12 protein-coding genes and 6 pseudogenes are annotated in these 15,335 nt (G+C 67.9%); 6 read left to right on the top strand and 12 right to left on the bottom strand.

The features are described 5' to 3' along the window. Positions 1-153: 153 nt before the first annotated feature. Positions 154-1,240, bottom strand: a pseudogene (locus ACIO5E_RS24775) (integrase core domain-containing protein). 145 nt (positions 1,241-1,385) lie between these two features. Between ACIO5E_RS24775 and ACIO5E_RS24770 the strand changes: the two are divergent. Further along, a pseudogene (locus ACIO5E_RS24770) lies at positions 1,386-1,601 on the top strand (flavodoxin family protein); the annotation flags it as partial. Between the two features lie 297 nt (positions 1,602-1,898). Here ACIO5E_RS24770 and ACIO5E_RS24765 read toward each other — a convergent pair. Beyond that, positions 1,899-2,381, bottom strand: a complete 483-nt coding sequence (locus tag ACIO5E_RS24765; protein WP_400671583.1) for a hypothetical protein — start codon at positions 2,379-2,381, stop codon at positions 1,899-1,901. Positions 2,382-2,743: 362 nt separating this feature from the next. Then, positions 2,744-2,878 (bottom strand): annotated as a pseudogene (locus ACIO5E_RS24760) (IS982 family transposase); the annotation flags it as partial. Between ACIO5E_RS24760 and ACIO5E_RS24755 the strand changes: the two are divergent. The 4 genes and pseudogenes from ACIO5E_RS24755 to ACIO5E_RS24740 form a co-directional block, all read left to right on the top strand. Further along, positions 2,855-3,262, top strand: a pseudogene (locus tag ACIO5E_RS24755) (PP2C family protein-serine/threonine phosphatase); the annotation flags it as partial. The pseudogenes ACIO5E_RS24760 and ACIO5E_RS24755 overlap by 24 nt on opposite strands. Before the next feature lie 503 nt (positions 3,263-3,765). Beyond that, positions 3,766-4,761, top strand: coding sequence for a PP2C family protein-serine/threonine phosphatase (locus tag ACIO5E_RS24750; RefSeq protein ID WP_400671580.1), 996 nt, complete (start codon positions 3,766-3,768; stop codon positions 4,759-4,761). A gap of 817 nt (positions 4,762-5,578) precedes the next feature. Beyond that, positions 5,579-6,772: a molybdopterin-dependent oxidoreductase gene (locus ACIO5E_RS24745; protein ID WP_400671577.1), complete on the top strand. Its 1,194-nt coding sequence runs from the start codon at positions 5,579-5,581 to the stop codon at positions 6,770-6,772. Between the two features lie 2 nt (positions 6,773-6,774). Then, positions 6,775-7,275 (top strand): hypothetical protein, encoded by a 501-nt coding sequence (locus ACIO5E_RS24740; RefSeq protein ID WP_400671574.1) that lies wholly within the window; start codon positions 6,775-6,777, stop codon positions 7,273-7,275. 139 nt (positions 7,276-7,414) lie between these two features. On the opposite strand, the gene ACIO5E_RS24735 is transcribed toward ACIO5E_RS24740, so the two are convergent. From ACIO5E_RS24735 to ACIO5E_RS24700, 8 genes and pseudogenes are all read right to left on the bottom strand, one after another. Further along, positions 7,415-7,993 carry a glycoside hydrolase family 15 protein gene (locus tag ACIO5E_RS24735; protein WP_400671572.1) on the bottom strand — a complete coding sequence of 193 codons (579 nt, stop codon included), beginning with the start codon at positions 7,991-7,993 and terminating at the stop codon, positions 7,415-7,417. Further along, on the bottom strand, positions 7,990-8,238 hold the full coding sequence (locus ACIO5E_RS24730) for a trehalase-like domain-containing protein (protein WP_400671570.1): 249 nt from the start codon (positions 8,236-8,238) through the stop codon (positions 7,990-7,992). The genes ACIO5E_RS24735 and ACIO5E_RS24730 overlap by 4 nt, the downstream gene beginning before the upstream one ends. Before the next feature lie 224 nt (positions 8,239-8,462). Further along, positions 8,463-8,693, bottom strand: coding sequence for an SDR family oxidoreductase (locus ACIO5E_RS24725; protein ID WP_400671567.1), 231 nt, complete (start codon positions 8,691-8,693; stop codon positions 8,463-8,465). 99 nt (positions 8,694-8,792) lie between these two features. Beyond that, positions 8,793-8,942 carry a hypothetical protein gene (locus ACIO5E_RS24720; RefSeq protein ID WP_400671565.1) on the bottom strand — a complete coding sequence of 50 codons (150 nt, stop codon included), beginning with the start codon at positions 8,940-8,942 and terminating at the stop codon, positions 8,793-8,795. A gap of 212 nt (positions 8,943-9,154) precedes the next feature. Next, the gene (locus ACIO5E_RS24715; protein WP_400671562.1) at positions 9,155-9,850 is read right to left on the bottom strand and encodes a type 1 glutamine amidotransferase domain-containing protein; all 696 of its coding nucleotides are present in this window, start codon (positions 9,848-9,850) and stop codon (positions 9,155-9,157) included. A gap of 352 nt (positions 9,851-10,202) precedes the next feature. Further along, positions 10,203-11,633 carry a class II fumarate hydratase gene (gene fumC / locus ACIO5E_RS24710; RefSeq protein ID WP_400671754.1) on the bottom strand — a complete coding sequence of 477 codons (1,431 nt, stop codon included), beginning with the start codon at positions 11,631-11,633 and terminating at the stop codon, positions 10,203-10,205. A gap of 23 nt (positions 11,634-11,656) precedes the next feature. After that, entirely contained in the window at positions 11,657-13,378 is a 1,722-nt protein-coding gene (locus ACIO5E_RS24705; RefSeq protein ID WP_400671752.1) for an NAD-dependent malic enzyme, read from the bottom strand. A gap of 125 nt (positions 13,379-13,503) precedes the next feature. Continuing rightward, positions 13,504-13,770, bottom strand: a pseudogene (locus ACIO5E_RS24700) (SDR family NAD(P)-dependent oxidoreductase); the annotation flags it as partial. 501 nt (positions 13,771-14,271) lie between these two features. On the opposite strand from ACIO5E_RS24700, the pseudogene ACIO5E_RS24695 reads away from it, so the two are divergent. Then, positions 14,272-14,507 (top strand): annotated as a pseudogene (locus ACIO5E_RS24695) (IS630 family transposase); the annotation flags it as partial. Positions 14,508-14,538: 31 nt separating this feature from the next. On the opposite strand, the gene ACIO5E_RS24690 reads toward ACIO5E_RS24695, so the two are convergent. Next, the gene (locus ACIO5E_RS24690) at positions 14,539-15,282 is read right to left on the bottom strand and encodes an SDR family oxidoreductase (protein ID WP_400671559.1); all 744 of its coding nucleotides are present in this window, start codon (positions 15,280-15,282) and stop codon (positions 14,539-14,541) included. Positions 15,283-15,335: the final 53 nt, after the last annotated feature.

The raw sequence follows: 15,335 nt of genomic DNA, 5'->3' as shown, positions 1-15,335 counted from the left end.
GTGACCTGTGCCAGCAGTGGTGTGCCGCTGCCGCGCAGGGAGACGACGATCACCTGGGGCGTAGCCATGGGAGAGCTCCCGGGGAGGTGAGGAACCAGGGGCGGTCCCTGGCGGTGGGGAGGTTGTAGGTGTCAAGAACCACGTCCGTGCTGGTCACGCTGCATGTTGGTATTCGTGCAGGATGCCGCCGAGGCGGTCGCGTCGGCGGACGTCGAGGTGGGTGAGCCGGTCGGGTTCGGTGATCGGTTCGGGCAGTGGGCATAGGGGCGCGGCGCCGGCGAGGCTGCGGTGGGGCCGGTGCGTGTTGTAGAACTGCTCGTACTCGCGTAGCGCGTGGAGTAGGTGGGCCTGGTTCCAGATGAGGGCGCGGTCGAGGAGTTCGGTTCGGCATGAGCGCACCCAGCGCTCCATGATGGCGTTCATGCGCGGCATCCGGACGCCGGTCTGGACGACCTCGATGCCCTCGGCCTGCAGGACGGCGTCGAAGGCGGCCGGGTAGCGGATGTCCCGGCGGATCAAGAACTTCACCCTGGCGCCCGTGTCCTGAAGGCCCATGACCATGTTCCGGGCGAGCTGGGTCATCCAGGCCGCGGTCGGGTGCGCGGTCGTCCCGAGGACCCGCACGCGCCGGGTGGCGTGCTCGATCACCGCCAGGACGGTCGCGGTCGCCCCGTTCAGAGTCTTGGTCTCGAAGAAGTCGGCGGCGAGGATCGCGGGGGCTTGGGAGCGCAGGAACGCTGCCCAGGTGGTGTGGTCGCGCTCAGGAGCGGGGTCGATGCCGTGCTCCTCGAGGATGTTCCACACGGTGGAGGCTGCGACCTCGATTCCGAGCGCGGCGAGCTCGCTGTGGATGCGTCTGTAGCCCCAGTTGCGGTTCTCGTCGGCGAGCCGTAGCACCAGGGCGCGGACGGAGCGCACGGTGCGCGGACGGCCGGGACGTTTGGGGCGGGAGGCCTTGGCGTGGCGTCGGCGCAGCAGGTCGCGGTGCCAGCGCAGCAGCGTGTCGGGGGACACGATCAACTGAAGGTGCCGAAGGTGTGCCCGGGGGAGGCGGTGCAGGAGTGCGGCGAGCAGCGCGCGGTCGGGCCAGGTGAGCTTCGGTTTGTCGGCCTGCCGCTGCAGCAAAGCCAGTTGGTGGCGTAGCGCCAAGATCTCGACGTCCTTGTCGCGGTCGCTCATCGACAGGAGCCGTATCAAGGCGAACACTTGTCAAGGCCAGGTAGGGCAGTCGCAGCAGCACCGGACCATCCTGGAGCCAGCCAGAGCCAGCCAGAGCGAGCTGGCAATCACCGAGCGAGACCTCCACTGTCACTCGACCGGCCGGTCTCGCGACAGTGCCCACACGTCAACTGACCAGCACGGACGTGGTTCTTGGCACCTACAGGGTCGGGGAGGCGGGGCCGGGGCCGTCCTACCTCGACCCCGGCTCCGGCGGGCCCGTGAACGATTTCACCAGCCGCAACACCACCTTCATGACCTGGAACCAGCTCCACCTGGCCCGGATGCTCAAGGACGCCGGCGGCATCCCGGCCCACGGCAACCAGCGCTCCGAATGGGACGCCGGCTGCCGCTTCGACTTCGAGAACCCCGAGCACCGCTGAACCGCTGCGTGCTGGCGTCTCGTCTGCTACCGCCTGATCGGAGCGCCTGGGGTACTTGTCATCATGGCCGAGGCCGGCACACCACGAGGTGTCGGCAGGCGGGGGCGGCCTGGTGGTGCCGTACACCCCTCCCCAGCCCGAGGAGCTGAAGCCGTTCCTCGTCCACGGTGCAGGGGGCGATGGTGAGGCCAAGGGCGCGTTCCTCGGTATCGTCCGGCGCCGCGACGGGCCCTCGATCCCCGTCACGGCGCCGCGCCCTGATCCGACAAGATCCCGAGGAGACGCCCGGGGTCGGCGTCAGTAGATGAGGATGTCCCAGTGGCTGCCCTCGTTGCAGTACAGGTTGCCCGATGCGGCCTTCCACTGCGGGTAGCCGTCGCCCCGGAGGCCGATGTAGGTGAAGCTGTTCTGGATGTAGCCGTCGATGCAGGAGCTGCGGGCGATGTCGACCTTGTAGCCGTTGTAGTGGCTGTAGGTGCCGGAGGCGTGGCCGACCTCGGTGCCGCCCGTGATGTTGATGGCGCAGCCGCTGGCCTGCTTGAGGGTGATGATGGCGCTGACCGTGCCCGAGTTGATCTGGTCGAACGAGGTGCAGGTGGAGTTGGACCTGGTGGTGCAGCCCCCGCTGGAACTCCACGTGATGCCGGCGCTGCTGAACTGACCGGCGGCCGCGGACTGCGACAGCTTGGTGCCGCTGGCGCCGGCCGTGGGCGCCGAGAGGGCGAGGCCGGCCAGGGCCAGGGCGACGACGGTGGCTGCGGTGCGTGGCTTCATCTGCATCTCCCGGTGAGGATGGTGTGCATCCGACTCGACCCCGCCCTCCTGCCGCGCCTCGGTGGGAGGGCGGGATGTCCGGCGCCGGGCCGACGGAACCGGCCCGGATGAAGGGGTCATACGCAGTGCTGTGACGCGGCAGTGCTCCGGCGCGAGGGCCGACCGATCCCTCCGGCGCCACCGCCCGCGGTTCCCGGGTGACGGGGGACGACGGGCTTCGAGCGCCGGCATCGCACCAGGATGCCCCACCGTTGTCTATGCGAGTAGACCCCGGTCTGTGAATTTCGCGTGACGGGGAGCGGCCTTCAGCGCGTCGAACGCTTCACGAGGTGCACCGCACGATCACTAGACGAGTAAGTCCGATGTGATCAGTGGTCGTAGGCGATCAGAGACCGGGTGACTGGTGCACCGATGCGGTTGTTGTGCCAGATGCCGGTTGCCAGGGCGAGGACTCGCTGGGCGACCCGGATCGCGACACCCTCGAGGCGAACACCGGGGTGCTGCGCTGGGTCAACTGCGGTCACCCTCCGCCGCTGCTGATCCGTGCCGAGCGGGTGCTCGACGGGGCGCTGAACAGCCCCCCGCAGCCGCCGATCGGCCTGGCCGGCCACCTCACCCCGGCAGCCCGGCAGGTCCACGAGACGACACTGGAACCGGGCGACTGCGTCCTGCTCTACACCGACGGCGTCGTGGAGGCGCGCGACGCGGACGGTGCGGAGTTCGGCCTCGACCGGTTCACCGACTTCGTCATCCGTTCCTCCGCCGCCGGCCAACGCCCGGCCGAGGTGCTGCGGCTGCTCATCCACGCCATCCTCGACCACCAGCGCAACCAACTGCGGGACGACGCGACCATCCTGCTCTTCGAATGGCGCCCGCAGAACCGGTGACGCGGTACTGCGTCGAGACGGCGTTGTGCGGGGTGACGCCGCCTCGATGAGGCCGAGGACGAGCATGCCATTGGGGGATGGTCGGCGGCGGCATCTTCTCGGTGCTCGGGCTTACCGTGGAGGTCGCAGGCGCCGGCGCCTGTTTCTCCTTCGTCGTCGGCGGTGTCGTGGCGGCTCTGACGGGCTGGTCGTACGCGCGACTGTCAGTGACGGTCCGCAGTCGTGGAGGCACCGCCGCGTTCCTCGGCCGCGCATTCGGTCGCTGGGCCGTGGCGTAGGGGCTGACAGCACCTCGGCGGCGTCACCGGTGTCAGGCGCGTGGCGGCTCCCTCGGGAACGCTGTCGCGGGAGAGCCGACAGCGATTGACCCTGGAGAGAGGGAGAGCTCGACTATGGAGGGCAGTCCGGTGTCTGCTGTCTTGAACGGGGGAGCATGGCGTCCGCCACCGTTCCTGCCCAGGTGGTCGCGCAGGCTCGCTTTCGCCGGCTACGCATTGGTCACGATGGCTGTGCTGGCCGATGTCGTGACGGGGCCCGATGTCACGTTCTCCCCGATCCTGGCCGCTGTGCCGGTGGTGGCGGGCACGGGTACTCGCCGGGTCGCGATCCCACTGACGGCCGGGATGGTCGCCGGTGTCGTCGTTGCCGGTCTGGCACTTTACGACAGCGAAGTTCCTCTGGTCGTCCACGTGACCGCTGCGGCCACGGTGATCGTGATCACCTTCTTCAGCTGCGCCAATGTCATCGTGGTGGCGACCCAGGAGCGCGATCTGGCCAGGGTGCGCACGGTCGCCGAGGCGGCGCAGCGGGCGCTGCTGCGGCTGGTGCCCCGGCGGGTGGGGCCGCTCGTGGTCGCGGTGCGCTATGTGGCGGCGGAGGCCGAGGCACGGATCGGTGGGGATCTGTACGAGGTGATGCGTACTCCGTACGGGGTGCGGCTCTTGCTGGGTGACGTGTGCGGCAAGGGTCTGGGCGCGGTGGAGACCGCTGCCGACGTGCTCGGGGTGTTTCGTGAGGCTGCCCGGGCCGAGCCGGATCTGGCGGAGGTCGCCAGGCGGCTGGACTCGGCGCTCGCCCGTCGGCCGGCGAGCGAGGAGTTCGTCACGGCGGTGCTGGTCGGTGTCCCCGATGCGCCGGGACCGGCGGTCGTGGTCAACTGCGGGCACCCGCCGCCGTTGCTGTGCCACGCCGGTGAGGTCAGCGAGGTGGAGCCGCCCGTCGACGCACCGCCGCTTGCCCTGCTCGACCTGGTCGGCGGGACCTATCACGCCCGGTCGCTCATCTTCGAACGCGGCGACCTCCTTTTGCTCTACACGGATGGCGTGGCAGAGGCCCGGGACGCGGCCGACCGGTTCTATCCGCTCGCCCAGCGCCTGGCGGCGATGCCGCACGGGGAGCCGGACTCCCTGCTGGACGATCTCCTCGCCGACGTGCGGGCCTACGTCGGTTGTGGCCTGACCGACGATGCGGCCCTGCTCGCCGTCCGCCGAGAGCGGTGAAGCCGTCCTGGGAAGAGGACGGAGCAACGGTATCGGCGACCAGCGGGGTGGCCGAAGATGCCAGGAGGACGGAAGGCGGTGGTGGAATGGCCCGATGGGCAGGTCGGGCCGGGCCGCGCGCAGGGGGCCCGGGACCAGCCAGAGGTTGTAGTCGCGCAGTCAGACGGTCACACCGGGAGCACGCTGCGCACGCTGCCCCGTGAGCTTCCCCACTCAGGGGGGCGAAGTTGGCCAGGACGGGCGGTGGCCAGTGACGCAGAACCCAGTACGGCAGGGCCTGGCCACCGTGGAGGCGACGCCGATCACGGCGAACCAGACACTTGCCTGGTCAGCGCGGTGCGGGCGCCGTGCGCTGAGGCGTCGCACCCCACCAGCACGAGGCCACCGTGCGGGGATCCGTCGAGTCGTGCGGAGTGCCGGTTCGGCCGTTCGGCTGGTGACGGACACTCGTATGCACGCCAGCGTCGGAAAGCCGACCCGGTCTGTGCCAGTTTGTAGCTGACGACTTGGCAGGCGCTGGCGGCACGACGGGGTTCGATCCGCCGTCTGAGAGTCGGCCCGGGGACAGCGGAGGCAGCCGATGGACAGTGGCGGACGGCCGCCGGCCCCGGGCCCCGGCCCGCAACGCCCGAGACCGGACGAGAAGCACGCGCCGCGGCGCCTCGAACGCGTTCGCGCCGCCGCGGCGGCTCGGGCGGCCGAGGCGGCCGCTCGTATCCGGGCCCTCGTGCGGCGGGTCGAGCAGATTCCTCCGCCCCCGGGGCCGTTCCGGTCCGGCTTCTGGCGTAGCCCGATCCGCGGGCCGTGGCTGACCTCGGTGTTCGGTCTGGTGCTGCTGATCGGTATCCCGCTGCTCTTCGTGACCGGGGCGCTCTCCTACGCCGCCTACAACCCAGGCCTCGGCGTACTCAACGACCAGACCCCGGACAAGGGCCTGCTGGGTTTCTACCTCTTCGACTGGCCCACGCATCCGTACTGGCTGTACCGGCTGACCCAGGGCGTGCACGTGACGCTCGGCGTGGTCCTGGTGCCGGTGGTGCTGGCCAAACTGTGGTCGGTGATCCCGAAGCTGTTCGAGTGGCCGCCGGCCCGCAGCGCCGCCCACGCGCTGGAACGGCTGTCGCTGCTGGCGCTGGTCGGCGGCGTCGTCTTCGAATTCGTCACCGGCATCCTCAACATCCAGCTCTACTACGTCTTCCCAGGCTCCTTCTACACCCTCCACTTCTACGGCGCCTGGGTGTTCATCGCCGCCTTCGTCGTCCACGTGTCCCTCAAACTCGGCCGGATGACCCACGCCCTGCGCTCCCGCGGCCTGGCCGCCGAACTGCGCACCGACCTCGCCCACACTCGGCCCGAGCCACCCGACCCCGACGGCCTGGTGCCGACCGCCCCCGCGCCGCCGACGATGACCCGCCGCGGAGCGGTGGGCATGGTGGGGGCGGGCTCCCTGCTGCTTCTCGTGGTCACCGCGGGACAGAGCATCGGCGGTTGGCTGCGCGGCACGGCCCTGCTCGCGCCGCACAACCGGGAACCGGGCAGTGGCCCGAACGGCTTCCAGATCAACAAGACGGCGGCGTCCGTCGGCATCGACCCGGCGCATGTCGGCCCGGACTGGCGGCTGGAGGTCCACGGCCACGGCCCGGCTCAGGTCTTCACGCGTGAGCAACTGCTCGCGATGCGGCAGCGGACGGCCTTGCTGCCGATCGCCTGCGTGGAGGGCTGGTCCACCCCCGACCAGCACTGGAGCGGCCTGCGGCTGGCCGACCTCGCTGCCCTGGCGGGCCTGCCGGGCGCCGCAAGTGTCCTGGTGGAATCCGTCCAACCACCCGGCCCCTACAGCTCGGTGGTACTGCGGGGCAACCAGATCCACGACCCCCGATCACTGCTCGCCCTGCACGTCAACGGCGCGGATCTCTCACTCGACCACGGCTACCCGGCCCGCATCATCGTCCCGGCCAACCCCGGCGTGAACAACACCAAGTGGGTGCACCGACTGACCTTCAGGACCTGACCATGGCACGCTTCGTCCGCTGGTACGGTTCCGGCCCCCTCCACCTCCTCGTCCTGATCTGCTCCTTCGCCCTCACCGGCTACGCCCTGGTGCGCCTGTTCGCCGAGCGCCCGCTCGGGGTGGCGATCTGGTTCGTCGGCGCGGCCATCGGCCACGACCTGATCCTGCTGCCCCTCTACTCGCTCGCGGACCTCTCGGCCCAGTCGGTGCTGCGCCACCGCCCGGAACGCACTCCTGCGGTGCCGTGGATCAACTATCTGCGCGTGCCCGCCTTCCTGTCCGGTGTCCTGCTGCTCGTGTGGTTTCCCCTGATCCTCAATCTGTCGATCCCCTACCAGGGCGACACGCGGCTGCCGGAGGACGTCTACCTCGGCCGCTGGCTGGCGATCACCGCCGTGCTGTTCGGCGCGGCAGCGATCACCTTCGCTCTCAAGCTCCGCCGCGTCCGGCGGGCCGCCCGAGTAGACGAGGAACGACCCGCACCAGGTAACGACGCACCGTGACGACCGACGTTCCCTGGGTGCGGCTGGGAGCGCCGGCGCTCCGCAGGATCGCCCGGGACTTGGCCCTCAGCATCACCGACCAGTGGCGGAGCGGCCGCCGATGCTTCCTCGCCCTCGGCCGCCAGGGCCCACCCTCGGGCTATCCACGCTGAGGCCGGCCGACGGCGCGGCACAGGATACGAGCGGGCGGTGCCACGGGGCCGTCCCGCCCGGTCAGGCAACCGCCGGCGGCCGGGACCGGGGCCGTCAACCGGTCGATCGAGGCTGCATGCGCGTGGGTTGCCTCTCGGCATCGCGGATGGCGCGGGAAGTCGAAGAACTTCTCCTTCTCCTTGTGGCAGGCGGCCGTGGCCAGTGCCTGAAGGGTGAAGCTCGCGTCGCGGACCCAGGTGTACCGGTAGTCCCCGTTGCGTGTTCCGCCCACTCGCTCGGGCAGGGAGGTGGTGGCCGCCGCGACGATGGCGCCGGTCGGCGCGGAGGTCAGGGCGCGCAGCACCCGTCCGCTGTGGCTCACCTCGTCCTGCCAGGGGCCGACATACCCGCGGTGGAGTCGCGACCACGAGCGCCAGCCGGTGACGGTGTCGCCGAGGCGGCGTCGGATACGCCCGGCACGCCAGCGCATCGGCTCGCGCTCCCAGGCCGGCTCGACGTGCAGGGCGAATCCCAGGCGGTGCCCTGCCCGCAGCGGGATCCGACCGTGCGCCGTGGAGCCGCTCACCCGCAGGTCCACGGGGCTCGACAGGAGCAGGATGTGGGCGCCCCCGTGCGCGGCGAGTCCGTCCCGCAGGGGTGCCAGGAGCGGGTGGACCAGTGGCCGGCACTCTCGTCGAGGAGCCGGGTGAAGATCGCCGGGCTGTCGAATCGGGGAAGGCACAGCCAGTCCACCGAGCCGTCGGAGGTCACCAGGGCGACCGAACCGCAGTCGGAGAGCAGGGCGTGGTCACCGATCGGTCGCGCGCTCATTCGTCTCATCCCGTCCATCTCGGGCCGGGCGAGGCGGCCCGGCGAGGGCGACGTGAGGATCGCTCGCCCGCGCCGCAGGTCGCTTCGGATACCTGAGAAGCATTGACCCCGAAGCCTCCGTTCACAGCGGATTCGCCCAACGCCATACCTTGGCTGTAGGAGGAGCCGAGACCGGCCGTCCGTGCCCCTGATGGCCGCACACACGCCGTGGCCGGCCTCGCGGTTCACGAGCCCGGGAACAGGGGACCGCCCGCCCTCAGGCCGCCGTCGGCCAGGAGGATGTGCCCGGTGACGCAGCTCGCCTCGTCCGACCCCAGGAACTGGACGGCCTGGGCGATCTCCTCCGGGGTGCCCGCCGGGTGCATGGGCAGCACCGAATCGACCGCTTCACGCGCCGTGTCGTCGCCGGTGAACCGGTCGCACATGGCGGTCCGGGTGTAGCCGGGCGCGACCACCGACGGAGAGGAGACCGAGGGCACTCGTACCGGCGGCTCGGAAGCGGCCGATCAGCAGCCGAGTACGAAGGCCTGAGGTAGCAAGCCGAACCGGCTCGCTCACGCTGCCCGCTGGGCGTCGTCACCGGCGGGATCCGCCGGGTAGGTCAACCGGCCGTCCGCGTGGTCGAGGGCAGAGGCGAGTGCCTTGACGGCCTCGTCGGCGGAGTCCTTGAGGAGATGGCCGTGGAGGTTGATGGTGATGGCCACGGTGGAGTGCCGAGGGGCCCTGGAGACGACGGCGAGGGGAAACCTCACCCCCCACGAAGAGCTCGAGCGGGAACGCGGCTGGGTTGACGGCCTGGTCGACGCCGGCATTGAAGAAGCTCTGGATGAGGTTCGCCATGCTGAATACGATGAGGCCCAGCGGAGCGGGGTCGGGCCCGGCGAGTTGGAGCGCGGCGACGCGATTGGTGCCATGCCTACGAGAGACTTTTGAGCATGATCGTGGCCAGGGGGCCAGAGGACGCCGGATTCTGCCCGGTGTACAGGTTGCGGTCAACCATCGTGTATGACTCCCACATCGGGCCGCGCGAGTAGTCTGTGGGAAGGTTTCTGACCTCGTCCTCCATGAGCCACTTGGCCTTGTCGGCGAAGCCGACGCCCTCCTCCTCGTCGTTCGTGAAGCCGGTGACGCGGTAGTTGGCAAACGGTGTGTCACCCTTCTCGTCCCGGGTGGCGAGCAGTGCCGCCGGGGCGTGGCAGACGAGGCCGAGTGGTTTGCCGGACGCGAGGGCTCTCCTCAGCAACAGCCCGGAATCAGCATCGCACCAGAGGTCCTCCATGGGGCCGTGACCTCCTGGGTAGTAGACCGCGTCGTAGTCATGGAGGTCCACGTCCTTGATCGGGAGGGCGTGGCGAAGCTGCTCGGCCTCTTCGATGATGCCTTCCTGTTTGACGGATGCGTCTTCTCCGCCTGTGAAGCGGGGGCGCAGGCTCATGGTGTCGCAGACGGGTACGACACCGCCTGGGGTGGCGATGGTGACCTCGTGGCCGGCACCGGTGAACACTCTGTACGGACTTGCGAACTCCTCAGCCCAGTACCCGGTGGGGTGTCGGTGACCGTCCTTGAGCGTCCAGTAGCTTGCTCCGGTCATCACGAAAAGGATCTCGGCCATGAGAGCACGCCTTTGAAGGTTGGAGGAATCTGATGCCCGCGAGAGCGGTTCAGGTCGCGATCCGGAGGGACTCGGCCGCGGAGTTGGTCAAGAGCAGGTGGGATCGGTGATGAGGTGGCGGCAGGCATGGTCTTCCAGCAGGAGCACGGGGCGTCGAGAACTCCGTGATCCTGGGAGTCCGTGCTTGCCTCATGTGCGGGCTGACTCACCCACCGCGGACCGTGACCGATCGCACGATCTGTCAATTTGCCGGAGCCCTGTCCCGCCCACAGCGACCGCGGTGATGAAACAACGAGGTCAAAGCCTCCAGAGACCCCGGAACAGTTCAGCCTCCACCCGGGGCACGCTGGAATCAGGCACCGGAAGGGCCCTGGCCAACCATGGAGAGCGGATCGACAATGGAGTCGAATGTTTTCTCGTCGACGTGACCGCTTGCCAGAGCGGCCTCTTTCAGCGTCTGGTCATTGGCCAGCGCGGACTCGGCGATGTGTGCGGCGTTCTGGTAGCCGATGACAGGGCTTAGCGCCGTGACCAACATCAGGCTCTCGTTCACGTACTGCGCGATTTTTTCCTTGTTGAGCTTCGTGTCATTGACGGAGAACGTCCGGAACTTCTGCATCCCGTCGGCGAGGATGCGCGCGGAGTGGAGGAAGTTTTTAATGATCACCGGGCGCATCGCGTTCAGCTCGAAGTTGCCCTGACTGCCGGCGAAGGCCACCGTGGAGTCGTTGCCGAGTACCTGAATCGCGATCATCACGATGGCTTCGCACTGGGTCGGATTGACCTTGCCGGGCATGATCGAGGAGCCGGGCTCGTTCTGGGGAAGCAGCAGTTCGGCGAGCCCGGTGCGCGGACCCGAGGCCAGCCATCGCATGTCGTTGGCGATCTTCATCAAGGCCACGGCAAGTCCGCGCAGTGCCCCGTGCGCCCGTACCATCGGGTCCAGCGACCCCTGTGCCATGAACTTGTTCTCGGCCGTGACAAACGGTTTGCCGGTAAGCTTGGCAATCTGCGCTGCTACGTCACGGCTGAACCCCTTGGGCGCGTTCAGTCCCGTGCCGACGGCCGTTCCGCCTAGGGCCAGTTCGAGCAGGCCATGGCGACCGTGCTCGATCTCCGCGATGCAGGCGCGCAATTGCGCGGCATAACCGGACCACTCCTGCCCGACCGTAAGCGGTACTGCATCCTCGAGGTGCGTACGGCCGATCTTGACGACCTCGGCCCACTCCTCGGCCTTTGCCTCGATGGAAGCGGCAAGCTCACGGGCCTGGGGAAGGAGATGGTCGTCGACCTCCTGCACGGAGGCAATGTGCATGGCGGTCGGAAAACTGTCGTTGCTGGACTGCCCCATGTTGACGTCGTCGTTCGGGGCAACCGGCTGTTGGGTCCCGAGCGTGCCGCCGAGCAGATACGACGCACGGTTGGAGATGACCTCGTTGACGTTCATGTTGCTCTGGGTGCCGGACCCCGTCTGCCACACGAAGAGGGGAAAGTGCTCGTCAAGCTCTCCCGCGATGGTCTCCTCCGCGGCCCGCACGATGGCCAGCTTCTTCCACTCGGGCAGCCGTCCGGCGCCGGCGTTGACAAGTGCTGCCGCTTTCTTCACGTAGCCGTAGGCGTGGTAGACCTCCTTCGGCATTCGGTCATCGCCGATGGAGAAGTGGATGAGCGACCGCTGCGTCTGTGCCCCCCAGTACCGGTCCGCCGGCACCTCGACCGTGCCCATGCTGTCGAATTCCTGTCGCTTTCCGCTGGCCTGGATCCTGATCGGCAGGTCTCTCATCGCGGGAGGTGACTGGTTGTCGCTCATCGCCGGTCCTCCGGATCGCTCGTGGGGTAGACCGGCTCCCACATCGCGTCCTGGACGGCCTGAGTGAGGTTGGCGGGGGACCTCGTTGCGACACCGTCCTTCGCTGCGGCGCGGGCGACGGCGAGCGCGACCGTCGCGGACGAGGCCCTGAGGTTTGAGACCGGCGGCAGGAGTGATGCCCCAGGCCGTGACACATCGACCTGGCTTGCCACCGCTTCGGCGGCAGCGAGCAGCATGTTGTCCGTCACGTGGCGGGCACCGGACACGATCGTGCCGAGGCCGAGTCCGGGGTAGAGGAGGGCGTTGTTGGCCTGCCCGATCTCGTAGGAGACGCCGTTGTACTCCACCGGTTCGACGGGGATGCCGACTGCGATCAGAGCCCTGCCCTCGGACCAGGGCAACGCGTCCGACGGCATGACCTCGATGCGACTCGTCGGGTTGGACAGCGGCAGGAGGATGGGGCGCTCGACACCGGCGGCCAGCGCCCTCACGACCTCCTCAGTGAACGCGTTGTGAGCGGTAGAAGTACCGATGAGGATGGTTGGCTTTACGTGCTTGACGGTGGTGAGCAGATCGATCTCACCGTCAGACCACTCGCCGACCTCGGACTTCGGCCGTGCGTACACCTGCTGATAGTCAGGCAGGTCCTGCATGTCGTCGGTCACCAAGCCGTCGATGTCCACGAGCCAGATGTTGCTCTTCGCCTGTTCGGGCGATGCGCCGTCACGCAACATGGCTGCGTAGATCTGGTCGGCCATACCGGTCCCAGCGGTTCCTGCGCCGAAGACCACTAGGCGCTGCTCGCACCAGCGTCCCCCAGTCACCTTCAGAGCCGAGAAGACCGATGCCATGACGATCGCGCCGGTGCCCTGCATGTCGTCGTTGAAGATCCGATACTTGTCGGCGTTTTCCACTAGGATCCTCCGGGCGTTCGACGGCCCGAAGTCTTCAAAGTGCAGGAGCGCGTTCGGGAACAACTCGGACGCTGTCTTGAGGTAGAGCGCGATGAAGTCGTCGTACCGCTTTCCGGTCACCCGTGCGTGCCGGTTTCCCAGGTAGGAGGGGCTGTTGAGCAACTGCTCGTTATCTGTCCCCACGTCAAGGTTGACGGCGATGACCCGGTTCGGGTGAATGCCAGCCGCGGCGGTGTAGACGGCAAGCTTGCCGATGGAGATGTCGGTCCCGTTGACGCCCCAGTCCCCGATACCCAAAATCTCCTGGGCGTCAGATACGACGACCAGATCGACGTCGTCCGCACCAAGGCCGAGCGACTCGAACGAAGCTCTCACGTCCTCAGGACGGTCGATCGATAGGTACACCGCGCGCGAGTCGCGGTAGTCGACGGACCACTTCTCGATCGCTTCGCCGACGGTGGGGTCGTAGACCACGGGCAGCAACTCGTGCAGGTGGTCGGCGAGCAACTTGAAGTACAGCACCTGATTGCGGTCGTGGACCTCATTAAGGTAGATGTACTTGTGCAGGTCGGAAGGCTGCTGCTGGAGCTGTGTATAGGCCCGGTCGGCCTGCTCGTCGAGACTCTCGACAGCTGCTGGCAGTCGCCCGGTGATCCCAAGCCTCGCCCGCTCCTCCAGGGTGTACGCGGTGCCGCGATTGCGATAGCGATCCTGCAGTACGGTCGGCTTGACAGGCATTGATGTCCTTTCGGCGTTTCGTGAGTGTTGTGCGCTCGTGGCAGTGCATGGCTCGGAGTGTGACAGCCCGGTCCACCGTTGGTTTCCACGAAATGACTGCTGTTGCTTTCCACAACCCGGCCATCCTCGGGCACGATGCGGCCCGCCCCGCGCTTGACCGTCTGCTTGGCGATCCCCTGAGTGAGGACCAGGGGCCCGGTGGCGTTGACCTCGAACTGGTGCCGAATGTTCGACTCGGGAATGTCAACTGTGGAGCCGCCTTCGCCGACTCCGGCGTTGTTCACGAGGATGTCCACACCCCAGTTGAGAGCCTTGTTACGGTCACCGTCGTTCGTGACGTCGAGCTTCTCGACCTGAAGCTTTACCCCACGCTCGGCTGCCTGCCACTTCAGCGTTTGCACCTGGGCGTATATCTCCACCCCCGCAATCACGTCGAAGCCCTTCTCCGCCAGGCGCATAGCGGATTCGGACCCGAAGCCGTGACCGCTCCCGTGATAAGGACCTTCCTAAGTTCCGCATTCGCCATGCCGAGTGCATCCTTTCAGGGTGTTGGTCCCGCCGTCGTCGACGCTTTGACCGTTCACTGAGAGTCGACTGAGGCGCGCTGACACGCTGGCTGTCGTGCGCGAGGACGCTCCCTCTCGGGGTAGCAGGCGAAGCATTCTGGCCGGGAGCGTTGCACGATTATGATCGACGCATTCCGCTGGCGGCGACAATCCAAGTAGGCCAATCGGGTATTGGCAGCGCGGGAGGGGGCAATGCTCAAGGGCTAATAGCGGTGCGCACAGTATTGATGATTTCTGCTCAGAACCCAGCCGGGCGTGGAAAAGTGACGGCTCGTCTGACTGGTCACCGTCTGCGGCGGGTTGGTCGACCCGGACGTAAGGCAGGCATGGACTTCCAAGATCGTGGAGTTTTCTTCGCCCCGTGATCCCGCCGGAAGACCGTTCCGATCATGATCCTCCTGGGCCAACCCGATCGAGGCCCACTTCGGACCGCTGCGGCAATTCACCATCGCCGACTCGAACCACCCCAACCACACGACGCAGACCCGGGCCCTGCACGCCTACCTGCGCCGCGCAACGCCAACGCCCGCCACCGCGACGTCCTGGCCGCCGAACGCAAGGAACGCGCCCGCATCCGCAGCGAGAAGAGCATCCGCCGGGGCGGACGCCCCCTCGCCACCGCGGCCTGAACGACCCGGCGAACCTATGCGGTCAGAGCACCTAGAGTTGCGAAGCCCCTCCGTCGACAGGGAACTCCGCTCCCGTCGAGAAGGTCGCACCGAACGCCAAGTACGCCACCGCGGCGGCCACTTCCTCGGACGCCCCCAGCCGCTGCATCGGGATCGTGCTCCGGTAGGTGTCCTTCATCATCTCGACGACGTCGGCAGGCAAGGAGCGGTCCAGGATGCCCGAGTCGATCGGCCCGGGGCTCACGGCATTGACGCGCACCTTGCGCGGCAGCAGTTCGCGGGCCAGGGTGCGCGTCATCGACCGCAGGGCTGCCTTGCTCGCCGAGTAGACACTGAGCGCGTCGAGGCCCAGGACGTTCACCACCGACGTGGTGAGGACCACGCCGCTTCCCTCGCGCAACAGCGGCGCCAACGCCTGCACCGTGAAGTACGGGCCCTTGGCGTTGACGCCGAACAGCGCGTCGTAGATCTCCTCCGTCGTCGAGTCGAACGGCGCGGACGCAGTGACGCCGGCGTTGACGAACAGCGCGTCCACCACGCCGAACCGCTCCTGGACCGTGCCGGCCAGCTCCTTGATGTCCTTCAGGGACGCGGCATCGCTGCAGACGGCGATCGCCTCGTCCCCCAACTGCTCCAGCGCGGCGTCCAGGGTGGATCGGCTACGGCCGGTGATCAGTACGCGCGCCCCACCGTCCGCGAACAACCGGGCCGTAGCCAGGCCAATACCGCTGCTCCCGCCCGTGATCACGATCTTCTTGCCGTCATAAGTGGTCATGCCCTCAAGCCAAATACCCACCCGCACACCCTGTCCAAGACCTGTTCCGCATG

Source organism: Kitasatospora sp. NPDC087314, assembly GCF_044744365.1.
GTDB lineage: Bacteria > Actinomycetota > Actinomycetes > Streptomycetales > Streptomycetaceae > Kitasatospora.
The sequence above is the reverse complement of the archived record's forward strand: the minus strand, read 5'-3'. Positions and strand labels throughout refer to the sequence as shown.